Below are 22,112 nucleotides of genomic sequence, written 5' to 3'. Positions count from 1 at the left end.
CGCCTGCGTTGGGTGGGTTTTGCGGGATCAGGAGTCGCGATTGTCTGAGCGTAGCGAGTTCGAGCGACTCCCCCGCAAAACTCGCCCAGCGCAGGTTGCCCGCAGCTTTGCTGCGGGTCGCAGACAGTAGGGTCGCTTTTCGTTTTCTTACTTTTCTTTGGCGAAGCAAAGAAAAGTGAGTCGCCCGCCGGGGCGAGACCCGGCTCCATGACTTAGTCCGTAGCTCAATGAAGCGAAGCGTCATCCGGGGTGGTGCTTGCTGGTCACCTGCCAATCCAGTAAGCCAGCAAAATCATCCCAATCACAAAAACCAGCCAGCCCACCAGCAAGTTGCGCCACAAGGCTGGGGCATGGCGCAGGTCCATGAAGTCGAGGATGACACCCAAGCCCTTGAAAAACGCGAAGCCAAAGATGAGGAATACCGGCACCATGCTGGCGTGACCCAGCGACTGCGACTCACCCAGCCAATAGGTCACACCAGTGGCGACCAGCAAGAGCAGCCAAAGCGTGTTGCTTGAAAATTTGAACATGTTGACCTGAGCCTCAGCGCATCACGTACACCAGCGGGAACAGCACGATCCACAACAAATCCACCATGTGCCAAAAGGCGGCGCCGGTCTCCAGGGCGTGGTGCTTGTGCTGGCCGTAGTGGCCGGCTCGGGTCTTGACCAGCAGGATCGTCAAAAAAACCATGGCTGCCAGCACATGGAAAAAATGGAACCCGGTCAACAAAAGGTAAAACATGTAGAAGGTGTTGGTGGACAAATCGATGCCCGCCTGCGCCTTGTCAGAAAACTCCAACAGCTTGATGCCGACAAACCCGCTGCCGCAGGCCAGCGCCGCCAGCAACCAGCGCGCCCCTGCCGCCGATGCATCCTGTTGGACAGCCTGCACAGCGCGCGCCACGCACCAGCTGCCGGTGATCAGCAAGGCCGTGTTGATGGCGCCAGAATTCAGATCGAGCGTGCGTTGCGAGGCGTTGAACAGCGTCACGTCAAACGTGCGGGCAAAGGCATAGGACAAAAACAGAATGCCAAACGCCAACAATTCCGCCAGGATAATGAGCCAAACCGCCAGATCGCCGGCCAATCTCGGGGGCGCCATCACCATCTCTTTGCCCATTCCTTTACCCATTGCGACCATCCGGACGCGGCGTGCCAAACCAGCCGCCATAGCGCAGCGCCCAGCCCAGCATGACCACACACCACGCGGCCACAGCGGCCAGCGTCAAGGTCTGCGATAAGACCTCAAGCATGGCGGCGCTGACCCGCAACACCACAGCGGCCTGCAACACCCAGTAAAGCGACCAGACCAGGTTGTCAGCAGACTCCTTTCGGCCACCGTGGCCAGTGCTGATGCGCGTGACCATGGCGAACATGGTGCAGCCCAGGTAGCCCATGGTCATGGCATGCAAAGGCGCCAGGCCCAGCGACACGGTGTCGCCACTGGCGGCCATCAAACCGTGTGAAACGGCATTCAACGCCAGCGCCACACCCAGCCAAACAAAGCCACCATGCAGCATGGCCAACAGGCGAATCTTCAGGCTTTGAATGAAACCCCAACGCAGCGCCAAACCCAGCATCAGCAAGGCCAGGGGCGTTTCCAGCCCCGCTTGCAGCCAGCGCAGCGCCGGCGGCAAGGGCCACCACCACAGATCGGCCACGCTGACCAGTCCCTCCAACAGCAGCGTGGCAAGCATGACCACCAGCACCCAGTTGGGTCGCCAGGCGTCGAGACTTTCAATGATGCTGGCGCTGAAAAACGGAAGCATGCGATGCGATACCACCACGAAGACCGGCGCCAAAAACCACCAGATACCCATTTGAATGCCGGTACGCAGCAGGGGTGTCGCGTCAAAAACCAGTGCCAACGTGACCCACCACATCACCCCCGCGCCGACCAGACACGCGGCACTGGCCAAGCTGGTGTGCATCTTGTCGCTGACCCGGCTGCACCAAACCATGTGGGCAAAGCGCAGGCTTAAAGTGGTCCAGCCCAGCGCCACCAAGCCCATGCCTGCCGCTGCCATGAGCAATTGCCAGTGCAGCCCGAACCAGGCCAGCGCCCAACCAGTCATCACCGTCGCCAGTGCCGGCAGCACGCTGCGCGCACTGACCGCGGGCAGTTTGAGCCATTTGGGTCCGGCAGTGTACAAAAAACCGACAAAAAATAGCGGCATAAAGCCCAGGCCCATCAGCAGCGCGTGCATCAAGGGTGCAGGAACAGCCGGACTCAGCGGCCACTGCAAAGCGCGCGCCAGCAACAGCGCAGCCCACCAGAGCGCGGACGTGGCCAGCATCAAGGCAGCCAGGAAAAACGCCAGACGGTGCGGGGCCAGCAGCAGGTGGTTGAAGCGCCAGCGGGGCATCACCAGTTCCGTGCCATCGCGATTGGGGCGATCAACGTTTGAGTTCCGTGAGTTTGTGCTCAACCTTGGCCCATTCATCCGCGTCGGGCAGGCCCGCCTTGGTTTTCGTGATCGTTTTCCATTGGGGCGCCAGCTCAGCGTTGAGCGCGATGAAGCCCTGCTGCTTGGCAGGCACGTCTTCCTCCGCATAGATGGCATTGACCGGGCACTCCGGCACGCACACGGCGCAGTCGATGCAATCGTCAGGATCGATCACCAAAAAATTGGCGCCTTCGCGGAAGGCATCCACCGGGCAGACGTCGACGCAGTCGGTGTATTTGCAGCGGATGCACGATTCGGTCACGACAAAGGTCATGGTGGTTTTTCCTTTCAGACGGGCCGGAGTTCAAACACGGCATCGTCAAAACCATGCACCAGCAACAATTGCTCTACCCGCGCCTGCCAAAGCTGACCAAACTCTTGCCGTTGCACCGCCGTGGCGGTGCCTGACAGACAGGCTTGCATCAAGGGCATGGTCCGAGGGTCGGCGCGCACCTGCTGTACGTGGGCATGGGCCAACACGGCCTGACCGGTGTCGGTCCGTGTGAAGCGAATTTCAGAGTCAATGTCCACACCAAAGTGCATCAGGTCGCGTCGCACAAAACGCCCGCCAATGCCGGCAAAGCCGCCGCTGCTCGCAGCACCCGTGAGTTGCCCCAGGACGTTGGCCACCACACCCGTCGTGCCCGACTCCAGGGTCTGTCGCAGGTCGACCGCAACGCCGCCACGCTCTGGCACCGCATCGGGATAAAGTTGCTGCAAGGCGCGCACGCCTAACCAATAGGCTGATGCCACCGTCGGACACGAATGGCCTGCCAGCTTGACGGCATCGGCATAACCGTAGCGCACCAGTCCACCCTCGGCAGAGCCTAAAAAATCAGCCAGTGGATCGATCAGGGTGATGTCTGGAATTCGTTTGAAAAATGCAGGTGAGTCCATCGGTGTGACCTTGAAGACAAGTTTTAATCTTTAAAGATTCATTTTACATGCATCTAATAAAAATACAAAGAAGATGGTTTTTTTGATGGCTTCACCTGCCATGCGGGCAGAGAAACTCAGCGGCGCGACAACGTGGCCCAGGCTTGGGTGAGTTGCCGCACAAGGTCCTGCGGTTGGCGCACCATGGCGTAGCCGTTCTGACCGAACAGCATGGGCAGGTAGTCGTGGGCTTTCTCATCAATGGTGACGCAAAACGGAATCAATCCGGCAGCGTGCGCCTCGCGCACCGCTTGGCGCGTGTCTTCCAGTCCGTAGCGGCCTTCATAGACGTCCAGATCGTTGGGTTTGCCGTCGGTGAGCAGCATCAGCAGGCGCTTGCGCTCGGGGCGGTCGGCCAGTTGCAAGGTGGCGTGGCGAATGGCCGCGCCCATGCGGGTGTAGTAGCCGGGTTTGACGGCGCCCACGCGGGCCCGGCTGGCATCGCTCCACGGTTCAGCAAAGGTTTTGAGGTGCTGCATCCGCACATGCTGACGGCGCACCGAGCTGAAGCCCCAGATGGCGAAGGGGTCACCGGCGGCGTGCAGCGCCTCGCCAAACACGAAAAGCGCGTCGCGGATCACATCGATGACCCGGGCTTGTTCCGTGGCGTAGGCATCGGTGGACAAGGACAGGTCGGCCAGCAACAGCGTGGCCAAGCTGCGGTCGAGCCGGGCGCGTCGGGTGTAGATGGGTGGTGTGTCGCTGCACGGGGTGGCGGCGTCAAGCTGGTCGGCGTGAAAGCGCACCCAGGCGTCCAGGTCAATGTCATCGCCGCTGTCCTGGCCATGCACGACGCGTGGCGCGTCGCGCAAAACTTCCAGGCGGCGGCGCAGTCGCCGGGCGGTCAGGCGCAGGGCCGCAGGGGGGATGAAGGGCGCGCAGTTTTGCGCCTGCATCACCTGCACGCGGCAATGCGCTGGCTGCAGCACGGCACGCCGATAGTCCCATTCCGGCAGGGCGATACCAGCGCCGAGGGGCGTGTCGTCAGCGCTGCTGCTGGGTAAATCGAGGTCGAATTTGACGCGCGAGGCGAGCGTTTGCCCGTCCGGTGCGACCGACAGCTTGTCCATGTCGTTGGCGGCGTCCAGGGCGTTGCCGTCTTCTTCATCATCCGTACTGCGGTTGACATGCACCATTTCGCTCCAGGACATCAGGGCTTCGGCGCGAAACGGCAGCACCATGGCGTTGCGGCTTTGTTCGTGCGAGGTGGTCTGGCTGCGGCGGCGCTGCTTGTCCTTGAGCGCAGCGGGGTGTTGTTCGGCCTCGGCATTTTTCTGACCAGCCGGGCGATCGGCGGCAGTCGGGGCATTTGCGCTCAGCCACAGCCAGACCGCAGCGACGTCTTGCGGTTGACAGCGCAGGTCGCCCGCCACTTGCTCCCTCAAAGCGGCCTGAACGGCAGCCTCGACCTGCGCCTTTTCCCCACCCTGCCGTTGCAGCTTTGGGCGCTGTGCCAAGTGCGCCTGCAGCAGCGACTGGTAGCGTGCGGCAAAGCCCGGAAACTGTGCCAGCGCCGCCTGGGTAGCACGCAGGTTGTCGCCGATCCAGTCACCGCTGGGCTCGAAACACGCAGACAGCATCGCCAGCCAGAGGTACAGGTCGCGGTTCAGTTGCACATCGTCAAACACCGCCAGTGTGGCGGGAAGCGCCAGCACATCGGGCTCCAGTTGCGCCGTATCGGCACGTTGGCCGCTGCCCGCCAGTTTTTGCAGCCAGTGCCGCTGGCCACCCACGGCGTGCAGGGATGCTGGCGTAAAACGCAGCGCTGCGGGGCCGCCGGCCGCCCGAAAAAAGATACCAATGGTTTTTTGCATGTCCTGCAACTGCACTGCCACCGCCGGGTGCTCCAGCCGCGCAAGCTTGGTGATAGCCTGGTGCCACCAGCGTCCAACCAGTTCTTCCATCAGTTTCTCTCCGCCTGCTCGCGCTGGCGTTGGCGCAAGGTTTCGCGCAAAGCATCCACACCCACCTGCCACGCCAGCGTGGGCGTGCGTTGCTGGTCTTGCTGGGTGGCATCACAGGCCGTCAAACACTGGCCGCATTGCACACAGGAAAACATCATGCGTTTGATGTTGCGCGGGTTCAGGCGCATGGGGCAGGCGTTGTCGCAGGCGGAACCACGTGGCGCGTCGCAGGTTTTGCACTCGCGGGCGCGCTCGCGGGCAAAGGCCACCACCATGCCTTTGGGGTTGGCCATCCAGGCCAGGCTCTGAAACAAACCCACCGCGCAGCCAAAGCGGCAAAACAAGTGCCGGGCAAAGGCAAACTCCAGCGTGAAAACGGTGCCGGCAATCAGCAAAAACCGGCTTTGATTGGGCGTCAGCGTGCCCTCGACCAAACCACCCCAAATGAGGCCAGGCGGCAGCAAGTAGGTCAACAGCGTGATGGCCCAGATAAAACCCATCAGGACACAACTCAGGACAAACAGCGGCCACCAGCCCGCATGCGGGGTAGCGCCTGGCCGGGGTGTGGCGCTTTTGTCCCAGAGGCTCAACTTGCCGCAAGCCCGGTGTAGCAGCTTGTTAAGCATTTCCACCATCGAAAAGTGTGGGCACAGCCAGCCGCAATAGAGGCGGCCATAGCGGTAGGCCACGCCCAAAAATACCGCCACCAGCAGCAAGCCGGGCACAAAGGCGCGCCAAACCAGTTGCAGCGCAGCGTCTGTCGGGCTGATTTGGCCTTGGGCCAGGGCGTCAATGCCCAGCGACCAGCGTTGCCCCAAAAACCAGAGTTGGGTGTCGGTCAAGTCAAAGCGCAACAGGTTGAGCGACGGGGCCAACACAAACAGCGCAAAAAAGCCAAGTTGGGTCGCCAACCGCCACTGCTGCAAGCGTGCGGGGGCGAGTTTGCCGGGCTTGGACTGTTTCATGAGGTGGTCTGAAACGCGTCAGACGGCATCGCCAAACAGCGCGCGCACCACCTCAGCCAGCGCCTGCGCGGTGGCGAGGTCGTCGGTGAGTGCGTCGATGATGGCGGCCTGGCAAGCCACCTGCAGCGGCAAGCCCGACGCCACCAGTCGCCCCGCCGACACCAGCAAGCGGGTGCTGGCGGTTTCTTCCAGGTCGTGCTCAGTGAGCGAGCGCAGGGCCTTGGCCAACTGCACCAGCTGTTTCGCCTGCGCCTCGGAAATACCGGTTTCATTGCGCACGATGTCCAGCTCGACTTGCGGGCTGGGGTAATTCATGCTGAGGCTGACAAAACGTTGGCGGGTGCTGGGTTTGAGCCCTTTGAGCAGGTTTTGGTAACCCGGGTTGTAAGAGATCACCAGCATGAATTCGGGCGGGGCCGCCAGTTCTTCACCGGTGCGCTCGATCGGCAAAATGCGCCGGTCGTCGGCCAGCGGATGCAGCACCACGGTGGTGTCCTTGCGCGCTTCCACCACCTCGTCCAGGTAACAAATGGCGCCCAGGCGCACGGCACGGGCCAAGGGACCGTCTGACCACTGCGTGCTGCCGTTGCCAATCAGAAAGCGCCCCACCAGGTCGGCCGCACTCAGGTCGTCGTGGCAGGACACCGTGACCAGAGGCCGCCCCAGGCGCGCCGCCATGTGCTCGACAAAGCGGGTTTTGCCGCACCCTGTCGGGCCCTTGATCAGCAGCGGCAACTGCTGGCGCCACGCATGTTCAAACAGGGTGCACTCACCTGCCTGCTCGGCGTAAAAAGGGACAGTCGACATGCGCACAGACTCAAGCCGCATTGACACGACGGTGCATCATGCCGTTGGGCACCTGCACCTCGTCTTCGTTGTTACCCGGCGCGGCAAAGAAGCTGTACAGGTAGGTGATCAAGCCCAGCAGGAAGCCGACACCACCCGCCACGCGCAGCCAGTAGAAGAAGCGCAGTTGGTCCTGGGTTTCCATGAACGACATGGCACCTTCTGTGGGCATGCGTTGCAGCCAGACTTGCAGGATGCCCGCACCCGTGAGGGCCAGCACCATCAAGCCCATGCTGATGGTCATGATCCAGAACGACCACATCTCGAAACTCTGGGCGCGACGGCTGTTGGCTTCACGGCCACGCAGCGTGGGCATGGCGTAGCTGATCATGGCAATCACCACCAGCACATAGGCGCCATAAAAAGCCAGGTGGCCATGCGCGGCGGTGATTTGCGTGCCATGGGTGTAGTAGTTGATCGGGCTCAGCGTGTGCATGAAGCCCCACAGACCGGCGCCCAAAAAGCCCACCACCGAGCAGCCCACCGCCCACAGCAGGGCGGCCTGGTTGACGTGGTCACGGCGACGGCGTTGCACCATGTTGAAGGCAAACACCGTCATCATGAAGAACGGAATCGGTTCCATGGCCGAGAAGATACTGCCCACCCACAACCAGTAGCCCGGCATGCCAATAAAGAAGAAGTGGTGACCGGTGCCCAAAATTCCGGTGATCAGGGCCATGGCAATGATGACGTAGAGCCATTTGTCGATCACTTCACGGTCGACACCGGTGGTCTTGATCAGCACAAAGGCCAGCAAGGCGCCCAGAATCAGCTCCCAGGTGCCTTCCACCCACAGGTGCACCACAAACCACCAGTACATCTTGTCGCGCACCAGGTTGTCGGGGTTGACAAAACTGAACAGGAACATCAGCGCCAGGCCCCACAAGCCCATCAGCAGCACCACAGAAATACTGGTTTTGCGGCCCTTGAGCACGGTCATGCTGATGTTGAAGAGAAAAGCCAGGCAGACCACCACAATGCCGACTTTGGTGGGCAGCGGTTGCTCCAGGAACTCGCGCCCCATGGTGCCCAGCAACTCATTGCCGGTGAGCTCAGCCAGCTTGGCGTAGGGCACCGCCAGGTAACCGACGATGGTGAGCGCACCGGCCGCCAGAAACACCCAGAACAGCACCATGGCCAGTCGTGGGCTGTAAAGCTCGGTTTCAGCTTCTTCAGGCACCAGGTAATAGGCCGAGCCCATGAAGCCAAACAGCAGCCAGACGATCAGCAGGTTGGTGTGCACCATGCGCGCCTGGTTGAAGGGGATGTACGGAAAGGCAAAGTCGCCAATTACGTATTGCAGCCCGAGCGTGATGCCGAAGATGATTTGGGCGGTGAAGAGCACCAGGGCGGCAACGAAGTAATACTTCGCTACCCCCTGGGATTTGTATTTGAGTGTGGTCGCTTGCATGTTGTTTTTCCTGGTGTGTTCAGACGGGTGACTCTGATCAGCCTTCGATGTTCGGTGGCCAGTTTTCGGTGTTCACGTTGTTGGTCCAGCGCAAAAACTCCACCAGATCGTTGAGTTGTTCTTCGGTGAAGTTGAACTGCGGCATCTGGCGGCGCCCCGGGATGTGGGTCGGTTGTGCTGCAATCCAGGCCTTGATGAATTCCGGGCCGCGACGTTTGTAGACGTTGCCCAGCTCGGGGGCAAAGTAGGCGCCTTCACCCAGCAGGGTGTGGCAGCCGATGCAGTTGCGCGTTTCCCAGAGTCCCTTGCCCTTGATGACGGCCGGCGTGATGGCCTCGGCGTTGGAGCGGAACGGGATCTTGCGTTCGCTGTCAAAAATCAGGGCTGCAAAAACAAAGATAAAAAAGACCGTCCCGCCATAAAACATGTTGCGGGCCATCTGCTTGGTAAAGCCACTGGCTTTGACTTGGTTCATCGTGTGAATCTCCAAAAGTGAGGTTGAAATGAAGGAGAAGCTCCGTCAGACGCGGACGAAGTCAATCACGATGGCACCGGCCTCGCGCTGCACGTAGGCAATGGACACGGCATCGCCATAACGGGCGCTGAGTTGGTGCAACAAGGGAATCGGATCGTGGTCATTGCAGAAGCGCATGGTCTCACCGGGCGCAAGCGCATCCAGTGCACCAAAAATGGCCGCATGACGAAAGCGTTTGGCCACACCGCGGGCATCAAACGGGTAAATGGCTTCAGGGGTGACGTGACCGGTGGCACAGGAACTCATGGCTTGACTCCAAACAAATTTAAAGATTCATTGTATGTGAATCTTTAAATTCAACAATGGAAACCGCCTGATAAATCGTACGGCTAGTTCTAAAAAGTCCAGGTAGTAGTTCTTAAGAACTAGAACGAACGGTGTCTGCTAGTTCCAAATTCTGCTGGCACACGTTCCACAGAGGGATACCTAAATGCCCTGGCAAAACCTACAGTCATGCCAACCCAAAAGGAGTTTTTGACATGACCAAGAAAGGGCAAGCCCTCTCCGTGCTGATCGTCAGCACCTTCGCCTTCACTGTGTGTTTCATGGTGTGGATGATGTTTGCAGTGATCGGCATTCCGATCAAGAAAACGCTTGACCTCAACTCGACCCAGTTTGGCTTGCTGATGGCCACGCCGGTGCTGACCGGTTCGCTGATTCGGGTGCCGCTGGGCATCTGGACCGACAAATTTGGCGGTCGCATCGTAATGACCATTCTGATGGCCTCCACGGTGCCGGCCATCTGGCTGATGTCGTATGCCACCGAATTCTGGCAGTACCTGACCATCGGCCTCTTCGTCGGTCTGGCTGGCGGCTCGTTTTCGGTGGGCACGCCCTACGTGGCACGCTGGTTTCCGAAACATCAGCAGGGCTTTGCCATGGGCATTTACGGTGCCGGCAACTCCGGCGCCGCGGTCAACAAGTTTCTGGCCCCGGCGTTGGTGGTGGGTTTTGGCTGGACCATGGTGCCGCAGGTGTACGCCGCCATCATGCTCGGAACGGTGATTCTGTTCTGGTTTTTCAGCCACAGTGACCCGGCTCACCTGGTGCCCAGCCATGTCACGTTTCGCGACCAACTGAAGTCGCTGAAAGATCCGAAGGTCATTAAATACTGCCAGTACTACAGCATCGTGTTTGGCGGCTACGTGGCACTGTCCTTGTGGATGGTGCAGTATTACGTCGGCGAGTTTGGTCTGGACATCCGCACCGCTGCCCTGCTGGCGGCCTGCTTCTCGCTGCCAGGCGGTGTCTTGCGCGCCGTCGGTGGTTGGTTGTCGGACAAATACGGTGCCCATGCCATGACCTGGTGGGTATTGTGGGTGAGCTGGGTCTGCCTGTTCCTGCTGAGCTACCCGCAGACCGATTTCACCATTGCCACCGTCGATGGCCCCAAGACCTTTCACGTTGGCCTGAATGTCTACCTGTTCACCTTGCTGATGTTCACACTGGGCATCGCCTGGGCTTTTGGCAAGGCCAGCGTCTTCAAGTACATCAGTGACGACTATCCGGACAACATCGGCACCATCAGCGGCATCGTCGGTCTGGCCGGCGGCCTGGGCGGCTTCCTGCTGCCCATCATGTTCGGCGCCCTGATGGACCTGACCGGCATCCGCTCCAGCGCCTTCATGTTGATGTATGGCGTGGTCTGGGTGTCCTTGATCTGGATGTACTGGACCGAAGTGCGCGCCAAGGAGTACATGGCCCACAAGAGCCCGCCCGAGATCACCGCACAAATCATTTCCAACTGAAAGAACTTATGAGCAATACAAAAGCATCAGGCGCAGACATCGCCGAGTGGCGCCCGGAAGACGAGCAGTTCTGGGAAGCCACGGGCAAGCGTGTCGCCAGCCGCAATCTCTGGATTTCCATTCCCAACCTGCTGGTGGCCTTTGCCGTCTGGGCGATGTGGGGCATCATCACCGTGCAGATGATCAACCTGGGCTTTCCGTTCAAGCCCGCCGAAATGTTCACCCTGACCGCCATCGCCGGCCTGATGGGTGCCACCTTCCGCATTCCGGCGTCGTTCTTCATTCGCCTGTCAGGTGGGCGCAACACCATCTTCCTGACCTCGGCACTGCTGATGATTCCCGCCATCTGGACCGGCATTGCACTGCAGGACACCAGTACACCGTTGTGGGTATTCCAGGCCTGCGCCTTCCTGAGCGGCATCGGTGGCGGCAACTTTGCCTGCTCGATGTCCAATATTTCAGGCTTTTACCCCAAACGCCTGCAGGGCACCGGCCTGGGCCTGAACGCCGGTCTGGGCAACTTTGGTGTCACCACCATGCAGGTGCTCATTCCGCTGGTCATGACGGTGGGCCTGTTTGGCGCGGTCGGCGGTGGCTCGATGGTGCTGACCAAGGACAGCGGCTGGATCATGGGCAAGATTCTGGCCGGCACCCCCACCTTTATTCAAAACGCGGGATTCATCTGGGCCGCGATTTTGTTGCCCCTGGTGGCAGCCGCCTGGTTTGGCATGAACAACCTGTTGCCGCTCTCCCCGAACTACGGCGGCACGCTGGCAGCGTTTTCCAAAATCCTGTACCTGTGGGGCATTACCGGCCTGATCGGTGGCTTGGGGCTGTACCTGTACCTGCCGGCACCCACCGGTCTGGGTCTGCTCAACATGTGGGTGGCTTTGCCCTTGATCATCGTGGCCACCCTGGCGGCCATGCGGCTGGCAGCCTTCGGCGAAATGAAGGGCAACATTGCCAAGCAGTTCGACATTTTCAAGAACAAGCACACCTGGTCCATGACACTGCTCTACATCGTGACCTTCGGCTCGTTCATTGGGTTCTCCATGGCCCTGCCGCTGTCGATCACGGTGATTTTTGGTGTCAGCCACGTGCCTGACGCGGCCGGCATCATGCAGCACACCCTGAAAAACCCGAACGCACCATCCGCCCTCACCTACGCCTGGATCGGCCCGTTTGTTGGCGCGCTGATTCGGCCAGTGGGCGGCTGGATTTCTGACAAGGTGGGTGGTTCCATCGTGACCCAGGTGATCTCGGCCGTCATGGTCGGCGCCTCGGCAGGTGTCGGCTACGTCATGATGCAGGCTTACAGCTCGGCCACGCCAGAGCAGTACTTCTCGACCTTCATGTGGCTCTTTGTGCTGCTGTTTGCCGCCAGCGGCATTGGCAATGGGTCCACCTTCCGCACCATCGGGGTCATTTTTGACCGCCAGCAAGCCGGCCCGGTGCTGGGCTGGACTTCTGCCGTGGCCGCTTACGGCGCCTTCATTGCCCCGGTGGTGATTGGTGCCCAGATCAAGGCCGGCACACCGCAAACGGCCATGTACGGCTTCGCCATCTTTTACGCGCTGTGCCTGATCCTGAACTGGTGGTTCTATTTGCGCAGCGGCTCGGAGATCAAAAACCCATAACACCCCGGATGTCATCCCGGACGCGATCCGGGATCCATGCGCCAGGAAGTCATGGGTTGCGGATCAAGTCCGCAATGACAACTAAAAACCAACAACACTTATTTTTTACAGAGGTAAACCATGAGCCACTTTCTTGACCGACTCACTTATTTCTCGCAACCCAAAGAGGCTTTCTCTGGCGAGCACGGTGTCACCACGGGTGAAGACCGCACTTGGGAAGACGCCTACCGCACCCGCTGGGCACACGACAAGATCGTGCGCAGCACGCACGGCGTGAACTGCACCGGCTCCTGCTCCTGGAAGATTTACGTCAAGGGCGGCATCGTGACCTGGGAAACCCAGCAAACCGACTACCCGCGCACGCGCTGGGACATGCCCAACCACGAGCCGCGCGGTTGCGCCCGTGGCGCCAGTTACAGCTGGTATTTGTACAGCGCCAACCGCGTCAAGTACCCGCTGGTGCGTGGCCGTCTGTTGAAACTCTGGCGTGAAGCCCGCTTGTCGATGGACCCGGTGGACGCCTGGGCCTCGATTGCCCAGGACGATGCCAAGCGCAAAGACTACCAAAGCGTGCGCGGCCTCGGCGGCTTTGTGCGCTCGGGCTGGGACGAGGTTAATGAAATGATCGCCGCAGCCAACATCTACACCATCAAGAAACACGGCCCCGACCGCGTCATCGGCTTTTCGCCGATTCCCGCCATGTCGATGGTCAGTTATGCCGCCGGTAGCCGTTACCTGAGCTTGATTGGCGGCGTCTGCATGAGCTTTTACGACTGGTACTGCGACCTGCCCCCCGCCAGCCCGCAGATCTGGGGCGAGCAAACCGACGTGCCCGAATCGGCCGACTGGTACAACAGCAGCTTCATCATCGCCTGGGGTTCCAACGTGCCGCAAACGCGCACACCCGACGCCCACTTCTTCACCGAGGTGCGTTACAAAGGCACCAAGACCGTGGCGGTCACGCCCGACTACTCGGAAGTGGCCAAGCTCTCCGACATCTGGATGAAACCCAAGCAGGGCACTGACGCCGCGGTGGCCATGGCCATGGGCCATGTCATCCTGAAAGAGTTTTACTTCCCCGACAAGGGTGAGCGCAGCACTTACTTTGACGACTACGTGCGTCGTTACACCGACATGCCGATGCTGGTGATGCTCAAAGAGCAGACCCTGCCCAGCGGCGAGGTGGTGATGGTGCCCGACCGTTATGTGCGCGCCTCCGACTTCAACGGCAAGCTCGGTGCTGCCAACAACCCCGAGTGGAAAACTGTCGCCCTCAACGAAGACGGCAAGGTGGTGCTGCCCAATGGTGCCATCGGCTTCCGCTGGGGTGCTGACGGCCGCGCCGATGAAGGCCAGTGGAACCTGCAGGCCAAGGAAGCGCGCCACGGCACCGATGTCAAGCTCAAGCTCACCGTCATGGAAGGTGAAAACGCCAGCACCGAGACGGCCAAGGTGGGCTTCCCCTACTTTGGTGGCATCGTCAGCGAAAACTTCCCCAACAACGCCACCGGAGACGCCGCCAACAACGTGCTGGTGCGTACCGTGCCGGTGCAACGCATTTCGCTCGGCAAGGAGGGCGACAAGCGCGAGGCGCTGGTGGCCACCGTGTTCGACCTGCAGGTCGCCAACTACGGCGTGGCCCGCGGTCTGCCAGGAGAAATGGCGGCCAAGGACTTCGACGACGACACCCCTTACACCCCGGCCTGGCAAGAGCGCATCACCGGCACACCGCGTGAGCAGCTCATCACCGTGGCGCGCCAGTTTGCTGAAAATGCCGACAAGACCCATGGCAAGTCCATGGTCATCATCGGTGCGGCCATGAACCACTGGTACCACGCCGACATGAACTACCGTGGCGTCATCAACATGCTGATGATGTGCGGCTGTATTGGCCAATCGGGCGGCGGCTGGGCGCACTATGTGGGCCAGGAAAAACTGCGCCCGCAAACCGGCTGGACCGCACTGGCCTTCGCGCTGGACTGGATCCGTCCGCCCCGGCAGATGAACTCCACCAGCTTCTTCTACGCCCACACCGACCAGTGGCGCTATGAAAAGCTGGGTGTCGATGAAGTGCTGAGCCCGCTGGCCGACAAGTCCAAGTTTGGCGGCAGCATGATCGACTACAACGTGCGTGCCGAACGCATGGGCTGGTTACCTTCGGCACCCCAACTCAAAACCAACCCGATGCAGTTGGTCAAGGATGCGGCGGCAGCGGGCATGGAGCCCAAGGACTACCTGGTCAAAGGTCTGAAAGACGGCAGCCAGGCCATGAGTTGCGAAGACCCTGACCACCCCAACAACTGGCCGCGCAACATGTTCGTCTGGCGCTCCAATATTTTGGGCTCCAGCGGCAAGGGCCACGAGTACTTCCTCAAGCACCTGCTGGGCACCAGCAACGGCGTGCAGGGCAAGGACATGGGCGCCGACGAAGCCAAGCCCGAAGAAGTGGTGTGGCATGACAAGGCGCCCGAAGGCAAGCTCGACCTGCTGGTCACGCTGGACTTCCGCATGAGCACCACCTGCCTGTACTCCGACATCGTGCTGCCCACCGCCACCTGGTACGAGAAGAACGACCTCAACACCAGTGACATGCACCCCTTCATCCACCCCTTGAGCACCGCGGTGGACCCGGCCTGGCAGTCCCGCAGCGACTGGGACATCTACAAGGGTTTCGCGAAAAAATTCAGCGAAATCTGCGTCGGCCATCTGGGCGTGGAGCGTGACATGGTGCTGTCGCCCCTCATGCACGACTCCCCGGCCGAGCTGGCACAACCCTTTGGTGTGCAGGACTGGAAACGTGGCGAAATTGAGCTGATCCCTGGCAAAACAGCGCCCAACATGGTGGTGGTGGAACGCGACTACCCCAACCTGTACAAGCGCTTCACCGCCCTGGGGCCACTGATGAACAAGGTCGGCAACGGCGGCAAGGGTATCAACTGGGACACCAAGATCGAAGTCACGCAACTCGGTCAGCTCAACGGCCTGGTGACCGACGCCGGTGTGACCTGCGGCATGCCCAAGATCGACACCGACATCGATGCCTGCGAAGTCGTGTTGCAATTGGCACCCGAAACCAACGGCCACGTGGCAGTGAAAGCCTGGAAGGCGCTGGGCAAACAGACCGGCATTGACCACACCCACCTGGCGCTGTACCGCGAGGACGAAAAAATCCGTTTCCGCGACATCCAGGCCCAGCCGCGCAAGATCATCAGCTCGCCGACCTGGAGCGGCATCGAAAGTGAAACCGTGTCCTACAACGCCGGCTACACCAACGTGCATGAGATGATCCCATGGCGCACCCTGACCGGTCGTCAGCAGTTCTACATGGACCACCCCTGGATGACCGCGTTTGGCGAAGGCTTCAGCAGCTACCGGCCACCTGTGGACCTGAAAACCACCGCCGGCATTCACAACATCAAGCCCAACGGCAACAAGGAAATTGCGCTGAACTTCATCACGCCGCACCAGAAGTGGGGCATTCACTCCACCTACAGTGACAACCTGATGATGCTCACGCTGAACCGCGGCGGCAGTGTGGTCTGGCTCAGTGAAGACGACGCCAAGAGCGCCGGCATTGAAGACAACGACTGGATCGAGGTCTTCAACATCAACGGTGCCATTGCGGCCCGTGCGGTGGTCAGCCAGCGTGTCAACCCCGGCATGACGCTGATGTACCACTCGCAGGAGAAGATCATCAACACCCCCGGCTCGGAAATCACCGGGGTGCGTGGCGGTATTCACAACTCGGTCACCCGGATTGTGCTCAAGCCGACCCACATGATCGGCGGCTACGCCCAATTCAGCTACGGCTTCAACTACTACGGCACGATTGGCACCAACCGCGATGAGTTTGTGGTGGTGCGCAAGATGGCCAAGGTGGACTGGCTGGACGACGAAGGTTCGTCCACCGAAGTCGCCGCAGCCCACGTTTGATTAGTTTGAGGACAGAGCTGGCGACTGCGTCGCTGCGGTCTGTCCCGCAAAACATAAGGAGTTACACATGAAAATTCGCGCACAAATCGGCATGGTGCTCAACCTGGACAAATGCATTGGTTGCCACACCTGCTCTGTTACCTGCAAAAACGTCTGGACCAGCCGCCCCGGCATGGAATACGCCTGGTTCAACAACGTCGAGACCAAACCCGGCATTGGCTACCCGAAAGAATGGGAAAACCAGGACAAATGGAACGGTGGCTGGATCCGCAAGAGCAATGGCGCCATTGAGCCGCGCCAGGGCGCCAAGTGGAAGCTGCTCATGCGCATCTTCGCCAATCCGAACCTGCCACAAATTGACGACTACTACGAGCCCTTCACCTTTGACTACGCGCACCTGCAATCCGCGCCCGAGTCCAAGGCGGCACCCACGGCCCGCCCGCGCAGCCTGATCACCGGCAAGCGCATGGAGAAAATCGTTTGGGGTCCGAACTGGGAGGAGATTCTGGGCGGTGAGTTCTCCAAGCGCAGCAAAGACAAAAACTTTGACGACATCCAGAAGGACATCTACGGTCAGTTCGAAAACACCTTCATGATGTACCTGCCGCGCCTGTGTGAGCACTGCCTGAACCCGGCATGTGTGGCCAGCTGCCCGTCAGGCTCGATCTACAAGCGCGAGGAAGACGGCATTGTGCTGATCGACCAGGACAAATGCCGCGGCTGGCGCATGTGCATCAGCGGCTGCCCTTACAAGAAGATTTATTACAACTGGAAATCCGGCAAGGCCGAAAAGTGCATCTTCTGCTACCCGCGCATCGAAGCCGGCCAACCCACGGTGTGCAGTGAGACCTGCGTCGGGCGCATCCGTTACCTCGGCGTGCTGCTGTACGATGCCGACCGCATCCAGGAGGCCGCGAGCGTGGAACATGACCGCGACCTGTACCAGGCCCAGCTCGACATTTTCCTGGACCCGAACGACCCGAAAGTGATTGAGCAGGCGAGAGCCGACGGTATTCCCGACAAGTGGATGGAAGCCGCCCGCAACAGCCCGGTCTACAAAATGGCGGTGGAATGGAAAGTCGCCCTGCCCTTGCACCCCGAATACCGCACGCTGCCCATGGTCTGGTATGTGCCACCGCTGTCGCCCATCAGCGCAGCCGCCAACGCCGGCAACATCGGCATCAACGGTGAAATCCCCGATGTCAAGCAACTGCGGATTCCGGTCAAGTACCTGGCCAATTTGCTGACAGCCGGCGACACCTTCCCGGTGGAACGGGCGCTGGAGCGCATGCTCGCCATGCGCGCCTACCAGCGTGGCAAACACGTGGATGGCAAACCCAATATGGCAGCGCTGGAGCAGGTGCAGATGAGCACGCTGGAAGTCGAGGAGATGTACCAGGTGATGGCGATTGCCAACTACGAGGACCGCTTTGTCATCCCCAGCACGCACCGCGAATACGCCGAGAACACCTTTGACGTGCGTGGGGGCTGCGGTTTCTCGTTCGGCAATGGTTGCTCCGACGGTGCCAGCGAAGCCAGCCTGTTTGGTGGCAGCAAACGCCGCACCATTCCAATCCAGGCGGAGGTCTGATCATGGCCCTCTTTTCAACTCCCGTCCCGGCGTCGCTGAGCCTGCGCGTTCTGGCGCGACTGCTGTCCTACCCCGATGCGCAACTGCGCGGCGACCTCGACGACATGCGCCAGGCGCTGTTGTCCGAGAAAGCCATCGCCCCGGCGCGCCTGGAAGAACTTGACGCACTCATCAGCGGCCTGGCACGCGGCAACGCGCTTGAGAACGAGGCCGAGTACGTCGAAGTCTTTGACCGCGGCCGCGCCACCTCGCTGCACCTGTTCGAACATGTGCATGGCGACTCGCGCGACCGTGGCCCGGCCATGATCGACCTGGCACAAACCTACGAAAAGGCCGGCCTGTTCCTCGGCCCTGATGAAATGCCGGACTACCTGCCGGTGGTGCTTGAATTCGTCTCGACCCAGCCTCCCAAGGAGGCACGCGCCTTCCTGGGCGAGATGGCGCACATTTTCAATGCCATTTTCAACGCCCTGCAACAGCGCAACAGCCCCTACGCCAGCGTGCTCGGGGCCTTGCTGGAACTCAGCGGCGAAAAGGCGCATCCGGTCAAGATCGTGGCCGATGAGCCGCTTGACACCAGCTGGGAAGAACCGGTGGTATTTGATGGTTGCTCCGTCAAGGGGCAGACCAAGCCGGACCAAGCCCAACCCATTCATTTTGTTAAAACCGATGCGGCCAAACCACGTCAAAGCGCAGCCGCAACTGCTGGAGCCCCACTATGAACACCCTCGACTACCTCCTGTTTGGCGTCTACCCCTACATCGCCTTCGTCGTCTTCGTGCTCGGCAGCCTGATCCGCTTCGACCGCGACCAGTACACCTGGAAAAGCGACTCGTCGCAAATGCTGAAAATGGGCCAACTGCGCTGGGGCAGCAACCTGTTCCACATTGGCGTGCTGTTCCTGTTCTTTGGCCACACCTTCGGCATGCTGACACCGCACTTTGTTTATGAGCACTTCGTCAGTGCCGGTGACAAACAACTCATGGCCATGATCAGCGGCGGCATTGCCGGCTTGCTGGGCTTCATCGGTGTCACCATTTTGCTGCACCGCCGCCTGACCGAGCCGCGCATCCGCATCAACTCCAAAACCAGCGACATCATGCTGCTGGTGCTGCTGTGGCTGCAACTGGCGCTGGGTTTGGCCACTGTGCCGCTGTCGGGGCAACACCTGGACGGCAGCATGATGATGAAACTGGCGGGCTGGGCGCAAGCCATCGTGACGTTCCAGCCGGGCGCCGTTGAACTGTTGGCCGATGCCGGCTTCATCTTCAAGGCGCACATGTTCCTGGGTATGACGATCTTCTTCATCTTCCCTTTCACCCGCCTGGTGCACGTCTGGAGCGGCTTTGCCTCGGTCACTTACCTGATGCGCCCCTACCAGGTGGTGCGGGCCCGGCGCCTGAATGTGCCCGCCGGACAAAATCAGCCACGCCACCCCGGCGCAGGTGTTTGAGGTGGCTAACATGCAATCTACTTCGATCACCGAAACCCCCGTGGCCAACATCAACGGCGTGGCGCTGCACAAGGCCGGCGATGTCCTGACGGCCGATGAGTTGCGCCAGCGCGCTTACGCCGAATTGCTGCGTCAGGCCGCCATGCACAAGGGTCTGCTGGACGCCAGTGACGCCGCCAGCACCGATGGGGTGGCCAGCGAGGCGGCGTCCATCGCCATCGAGACCTTGCTGGACCAGGAACTGCTGATTCCCGAGCCGTCTGAAGAAGCCTGCCGTCGCCATCATGCGGCCAACCAAGCCAGCCACTACACCACGGGTGAACGCGTCCATGTGCGCCATATCCTGTTCGCAGTGACACCCGGCGTGGACCTGAACGCCCTGCGCAAGCAAGCCGAAGGCACGCTGCTCAATGTGCGCTGCTTTGACAGTAGCAACACCGACGACGCGTTTGCCAAGGCTGCCAAGACCTTGTCCAACTGCCCCAGCGGCGCCGAGGGCGGCCAACTGGGCTGGTTGACCACCAGCGACTGCGCGCCCGAGTTTGCCAAGGAGTTGTTTGGCCACGCCGAAGTGGGCGTGCTGCCACGCCTGGTGCACAGCCGTTTCGGCCTGCATGTGGTGGAGGTCATGGGCCGTGAGGCCGGCGTGGCCCAAGCCTTTGACTCGGTCCATGGCGCCGTACGCATGACGCTGAAACAGCAGACTTTTGTCACGGCACTGCGCCAGTACCTGAGCCTGCTGGCAGGCGAAGCAAGCGTTCAGGGTGTGGACCTGGAAGCCGCTGATACACCGCTGGTGCAATAGGTCCAGACAAAGATGCCCACAGCTGTAGTGCCCGATGAATTGCTGGCGCGCATCCGGCGCTTTCACGACCACACCTTCCCCGGTGTGCAGGAGCAGTTCCAGACCCTGATTGCCGAGGGTCAGCACCCCACCATTCTTTTCATCGGTTGCTCGGACTCGCGTCTGGTGCCCTACATGCTGACCGGCATGGGTCCGGGCGAGCTGTTTCTGGTGCGCAATGTGGGCGCCTTTGTGCCACCCTATGACGGCTCGGCCGGGTTTCATGGCACCTCGGCTGCCATTGAATTCGCCGTGCTCAATCTCAAGGTGTCACGCATCATTGTGTGTGGCCACAGCCATTGCGGCGGCATCCGTGCCCTCTACGAAGAGGTGAATCCCCAGGCCAAAAACCTGATCGCCTGGCTGGAACTGGGCCGTGAAGCGGTGTTGCCGGTGCAGGTCACAGAGGAGGCTTTGCGCCGCACCGAGCAGCGCGCGGTGGTCTTGCAGCTGGAGCGGCTCATGGGCTACCCCATGGTGCGCGCCCAGGTGGAAGCTGGCCTCATGACGCTGCATGGTTGGCACTATGTCATTGAAGACGGCGAGATCCATGTCTTTGATGTCAATAGCGGACAATTCATTCCGGCCTCCGTGGCCTCGCACAGCGGTCACGGCCCCTACGCTGAGCATTTGTCTGAACCCATGTTCAATGAGATCGATTCCGCTTACAACACCCAATCCACACCATGACCATCCACATTGACACTTTTGACGACCTGCTGCAGGCGGCACGCCAGCAGGCACAACCGCAACGCCTGCTGATGGTGTTCACCAGCGCCGAGTTGCCCGACGACTGCACACCGCAACAACGCCAGGACTTTGAAGCCGGTCACGGCGGTGCCTTGGTGCCAGCCATGGTCGCCGACAAGTCGCCCGACGACATCCAGAGCTTTGCCGCGCTCAAGCAGGAGTCCGGCCAGTTCCAAAGCCAATGGCACGTGGTGTTTGTCGCCTCCCTGTCGGGTAGCAACGGCAAGCCACCCAGCAGCACCGACGTCGAACAAACACTGGAGCGCATGGTGGAGTCCGTCAAACTGGGCGCACTCGACAACATGATCGCCTTTGACACCTCGGGCAGCGCCATCATGCTGCAATAACCATGACGCTGGACACGCAATTTTTTGACATGCCGCGCTTTCTGGCGGGCTCACCCTTGTTCAGTGGTTTGTCCCCGGATGAGCTCGCGCGCATCGCCAAAAGCTGCCAGATCCGGAATTACGCCAAGGGCGACATGATTTTCAGCGTGGGCGAGGCCTGCGAGGCCTTTCACATCGTCTTCAACGGACAGGTCAAGCTGTTTGTGGTGTCACCAGCCGGCCAGGAAAAAGTCATTGAGATCATCAGCCCAGGGCAAAGTTTTGCCGAGGCGCTGGTGTTTTTGAACAAGCCCTACATTCTCAACGCGCAAGCGCTGGTTGATACGGTGCTGGTCAATGTCAGCAAACGCGGCGTGATCGATGAAATCGAACAGGACCCCCACTTTGCACTGCACATGCTGGCAGGTGTTTCCAGGCGCCTGCACAGCCTGGTTCAGGATGTCGAAGCCTATGCCCTGCAAAACGGCATGCAGCGCCTGATTGGTTACTTGCTGCGCGACGTGGAAATGGACACCACTGGCGGTCAGCATACCTTGACTGTGTCCCTGCCCGCCAGCAAGGCGACCATCGCCTCACGCCTGTCGCTCACGCCCGAGTATTTCTCACGCGTGCTGCATGAGCTCGAAGCCCGACAACTCATCACCATCGACCGTCGTGAAATCCGGATCCTGGATGTGAAGAAGCTGCTGGGTTACGGCGCCCAATAACCGGGCGTACTCGGCAACCGGGTGCGCACAGCACAGTACACTGTGCGCTGGCCGTG

The 22,112-nt window shown here is 60.5% G+C and carries 21 protein-coding genes; 10 read left to right on the top strand and 11 right to left on the bottom strand.

The features are described 5' to 3' along the window. Positions 1–263: 263 nt before the first annotated feature. The 11 genes from Q7U49_RS07105 to Q7U49_RS07055 form a co-directional block, all read right to left on the bottom strand. The gene (locus Q7U49_RS07105) at positions 264–530 is read right to left on the bottom strand and encodes a cytochrome C oxidase subunit IV family protein (protein ID WP_304763471.1); all 267 of its coding nucleotides are present in this window, start codon (positions 528–530) and stop codon (positions 264–266) included. A 13-nt stretch (positions 531–543) separates the two neighbouring features. After that, entirely contained in the window at positions 544–1,104 is a 561-nt protein-coding gene (locus Q7U49_RS07100) for a cytochrome c oxidase subunit 3 family protein (protein WP_304763469.1), read from the bottom strand. Between the two features lie 22 nt (positions 1,105–1,126). Beyond that, entirely contained in the window at positions 1,127–2,368 is a 1,242-nt protein-coding gene (locus Q7U49_RS07095; protein WP_304763467.1) for an NnrS family protein, read from the bottom strand. Between the two features lie 31 nt (positions 2,369–2,399). Beyond that, on the bottom strand, positions 2,400–2,723 hold the full coding sequence (gene fdxA, locus Q7U49_RS07090) for a ferredoxin FdxA (protein ID WP_304763466.1): 324 nt from the start codon (positions 2,721–2,723) through the stop codon (positions 2,400–2,402). Positions 2,724–2,737: 14 nt separating this feature from the next. Further along, on the bottom strand, positions 2,738–3,346 hold the full coding sequence (locus Q7U49_RS07085) for a hypothetical protein (protein ID WP_304763465.1): 609 nt from the start codon (positions 3,344–3,346) through the stop codon (positions 2,738–2,740). Between the two features lie 116 nt (positions 3,347–3,462). After that, positions 3,463–5,289, bottom strand: coding sequence for a nitric oxide reductase activation protein NorD (locus Q7U49_RS07080; protein ID WP_304763464.1), 1,827 nt, complete (start codon positions 5,287–5,289; stop codon positions 3,463–3,465). Next, entirely contained in the window at positions 5,289–6,254 is a 966-nt protein-coding gene (locus Q7U49_RS07075; protein ID WP_304763463.1) for a 4Fe-4S binding protein, read from the bottom strand. Before Q7U49_RS07075 ends, Q7U49_RS07080 begins: the two co-directional genes overlap by 1 nt. Positions 6,255–6,272: 18 nt before the next feature. Next, complete coding sequence (locus Q7U49_RS07070) at positions 6,273–7,061, bottom strand: CbbQ/NirQ/NorQ/GpvN family protein (protein WP_304763462.1); 789 nt, start codon at positions 7,059–7,061, stop codon at positions 6,273–6,275. 10 nt (positions 7,062–7,071) lie between these two features. After that, a complete protein-coding gene (locus tag Q7U49_RS07065) occupies positions 7,072–8,511 on the bottom strand; it encodes a cbb3-type cytochrome c oxidase subunit I (protein ID WP_304763461.1) in 1,440 nt (479 codons plus the stop codon). Between the two features lie 37 nt (positions 8,512–8,548). Then, positions 8,549–8,986: a cytochrome c gene (locus tag Q7U49_RS07060; RefSeq protein WP_304763460.1), complete on the bottom strand. Its 438-nt coding sequence runs from the start codon at positions 8,984–8,986 to the stop codon at positions 8,549–8,551. Between the two features lie 45 nt (positions 8,987–9,031). Then, entirely contained in the window at positions 9,032–9,292 is a 261-nt protein-coding gene (locus Q7U49_RS07055; protein ID WP_304763458.1) for a DUF2249 domain-containing protein, read from the bottom strand. Positions 9,293–9,525: 233 nt separating this feature from the next. On the opposite strand from Q7U49_RS07055, the gene Q7U49_RS07050 reads away from it, so the two are divergent. From Q7U49_RS07050 to Q7U49_RS07005, 10 genes are all read left to right on the top strand, one after another. Then, the gene (locus tag Q7U49_RS07050) at positions 9,526–10,794 is read left to right on the top strand and encodes a nitrate/nitrite transporter (RefSeq protein WP_304763457.1); all 1,269 of its coding nucleotides are present in this window, start codon (positions 9,526–9,528) and stop codon (positions 10,792–10,794) included. A gap of 8 nt (positions 10,795–10,802) precedes the next feature. After that, on the top strand, positions 10,803–12,431 hold the full coding sequence (locus Q7U49_RS07045) for an antiporter (protein WP_304763455.1): 1,629 nt from the start codon (positions 10,803–10,805) through the stop codon (positions 12,429–12,431). 120 nt (positions 12,432–12,551) lie between these two features. After that, positions 12,552–16,364 carry a nitrate reductase subunit alpha gene (locus tag Q7U49_RS07040; RefSeq protein WP_304763453.1) on the top strand — a complete coding sequence of 1,271 codons (3,813 nt, stop codon included), beginning with the start codon at positions 12,552–12,554 and terminating at the stop codon, positions 16,362–16,364. Positions 16,365–16,431: 67 nt separating this feature from the next. Further along, positions 16,432–17,955, top strand: coding sequence for a nitrate reductase subunit beta (narH, locus tag Q7U49_RS07035; protein ID WP_304763451.1), 1,524 nt, complete (start codon positions 16,432–16,434; stop codon positions 17,953–17,955). Positions 17,956–17,957: 2 nt separating this feature from the next. Further along, on the top strand, positions 17,958–18,677 hold the full coding sequence (gene narJ, locus Q7U49_RS07030) for a nitrate reductase molybdenum cofactor assembly chaperone (protein WP_304763450.1): 720 nt from the start codon (positions 17,958–17,960) through the stop codon (positions 18,675–18,677). Beyond that, entirely contained in the window at positions 18,674–19,408 is a 735-nt protein-coding gene (narI, locus tag Q7U49_RS07025; RefSeq protein ID WP_304763448.1) for a respiratory nitrate reductase subunit gamma, read from the top strand. The genes narJ and narI overlap by 4 nt, the downstream gene beginning before the upstream one ends. 10 nt (positions 19,409–19,418) lie before the next feature. Then, the gene (locus Q7U49_RS07020) at positions 19,419–20,213 is read left to right on the top strand and encodes a peptidylprolyl isomerase (protein ID WP_304763446.1); all 795 of its coding nucleotides are present in this window, start codon (positions 19,419–19,421) and stop codon (positions 20,211–20,213) included. 12 nt (positions 20,214–20,225) lie between these two features. After that, positions 20,226–20,942: a carbonic anhydrase gene (locus Q7U49_RS07015; protein ID WP_304763444.1), complete on the top strand. Its 717-nt coding sequence runs from the start codon at positions 20,226–20,228 to the stop codon at positions 20,940–20,942. Then, positions 20,939–21,349: a ribonucleotide reductase subunit alpha gene (locus Q7U49_RS07010; RefSeq protein ID WP_370653974.1), complete on the top strand. Its 411-nt coding sequence runs from the start codon at positions 20,939–20,941 to the stop codon at positions 21,347–21,349. Before Q7U49_RS07015 ends, Q7U49_RS07010 begins: the two co-directional genes overlap by 4 nt. 8 nt (positions 21,350–21,357) lie before the next feature. Further along, on the top strand, positions 21,358–22,056 hold the full coding sequence (locus Q7U49_RS07005; protein ID WP_304763473.1) for a Crp/Fnr family transcriptional regulator: 699 nt from the start codon (positions 21,358–21,360) through the stop codon (positions 22,054–22,056). Positions 22,057–22,112: the final 56 nt, after the last annotated feature.

This window comes from Rhodoferax sp. (genome assembly GCF_030653815.1).
Lineage (GTDB): Bacteria > Pseudomonadota > Gammaproteobacteria > Burkholderiales > Burkholderiaceae_C > Rhodoferax.
Note: the sequence above shows the minus strand (reverse complement) of the source record. Positions and strands in the feature narration are given on the sequence as shown.

Excerpts from the sequence above, each read along its gene's own strand:
- Q7U49_RS07105 (WP_304763471.1), bottom strand. The coding sequence starts at position 530 with ATGTTCAAATTTTCAAGCAACACGCTTTGGCTGCTCTTGCTGGTCGCC.
- Q7U49_RS07100 (WP_304763469.1), bottom strand. The coding sequence starts at position 1,104 with ATGGCGCCCCCGAGATTGGCCGGCGATCTGGCGGTTTGGCTCATTATC.
- Q7U49_RS07095 (WP_304763467.1), bottom strand. The coding sequence starts at position 2,368 with ATGCCCCGCTGGCGCTTCAACCACCTGCTGCTGGCCCCGCACCGTCTG.
- fdxA (WP_304763466.1), bottom strand. The coding sequence starts at position 2,723 with ATGACCTTTGTCGTGACCGAATCGTGCATCCGCTGCAAATACACCGAC.
- Q7U49_RS07085 (WP_304763465.1), bottom strand. The coding sequence starts at position 3,346 with ATGGACTCACCTGCATTTTTCAAACGAATTCCAGACATCACCCTGATC.
- Q7U49_RS07080 (WP_304763464.1), bottom strand. The coding sequence starts at position 5,289 with ATGGAAGAACTGGTTGGACGCTGGTGGCACCAGGCTATCACCAAGCTT.
- Q7U49_RS07075 (WP_304763463.1), bottom strand. The coding sequence starts at position 6,254 with ATGAAACAGTCCAAGCCCGGCAAACTCGCCCCCGCACGCTTGCAGCAG.
- Q7U49_RS07070 (WP_304763462.1), bottom strand. The coding sequence starts at position 7,061 with ATGTCGACTGTCCCTTTTTACGCCGAGCAGGCAGGTGAGTGCACCCTG.
- Q7U49_RS07065 (WP_304763461.1), bottom strand. The coding sequence starts at position 8,511 with ATGCAAGCGACCACACTCAAATACAAATCCCAGGGGGTAGCGAAGTAT.
- Q7U49_RS07060 (WP_304763460.1), bottom strand. The coding sequence starts at position 8,986 with ATGAACCAAGTCAAAGCCAGTGGCTTTACCAAGCAGATGGCCCGCAAC.
- Q7U49_RS07055 (WP_304763458.1), bottom strand. The coding sequence starts at position 9,292 with ATGAGTTCCTGTGCCACCGGTCACGTCACCCCTGAAGCCATTTACCCG.
- Q7U49_RS07050 (WP_304763457.1), top strand. The coding sequence starts at position 9,526 with ATGACCAAGAAAGGGCAAGCCCTCTCCGTGCTGATCGTCAGCACCTTC.
- Q7U49_RS07045 (WP_304763455.1), top strand. The coding sequence starts at position 10,803 with ATGAGCAATACAAAAGCATCAGGCGCAGACATCGCCGAGTGGCGCCCG.
- Q7U49_RS07040 (WP_304763453.1), top strand. The coding sequence starts at position 12,552 with ATGAGCCACTTTCTTGACCGACTCACTTATTTCTCGCAACCCAAAGAG.
- narH (WP_304763451.1), top strand. The coding sequence starts at position 16,432 with ATGAAAATTCGCGCACAAATCGGCATGGTGCTCAACCTGGACAAATGC.
- narJ (WP_304763450.1), top strand. The coding sequence starts at position 17,958 with ATGGCCCTCTTTTCAACTCCCGTCCCGGCGTCGCTGAGCCTGCGCGTT.
- narI (WP_304763448.1), top strand. The coding sequence starts at position 18,674 with ATGAACACCCTCGACTACCTCCTGTTTGGCGTCTACCCCTACATCGCC.
- Q7U49_RS07020 (WP_304763446.1), top strand. The coding sequence starts at position 19,419 with ATGCAATCTACTTCGATCACCGAAACCCCCGTGGCCAACATCAACGGC.
- Q7U49_RS07015 (WP_304763444.1), top strand. The coding sequence starts at position 20,226 with ATGCCCACAGCTGTAGTGCCCGATGAATTGCTGGCGCGCATCCGGCGC.
- Q7U49_RS07010 (WP_370653974.1), top strand. The coding sequence starts at position 20,939 with ATGACCATCCACATTGACACTTTTGACGACCTGCTGCAGGCGGCACGC.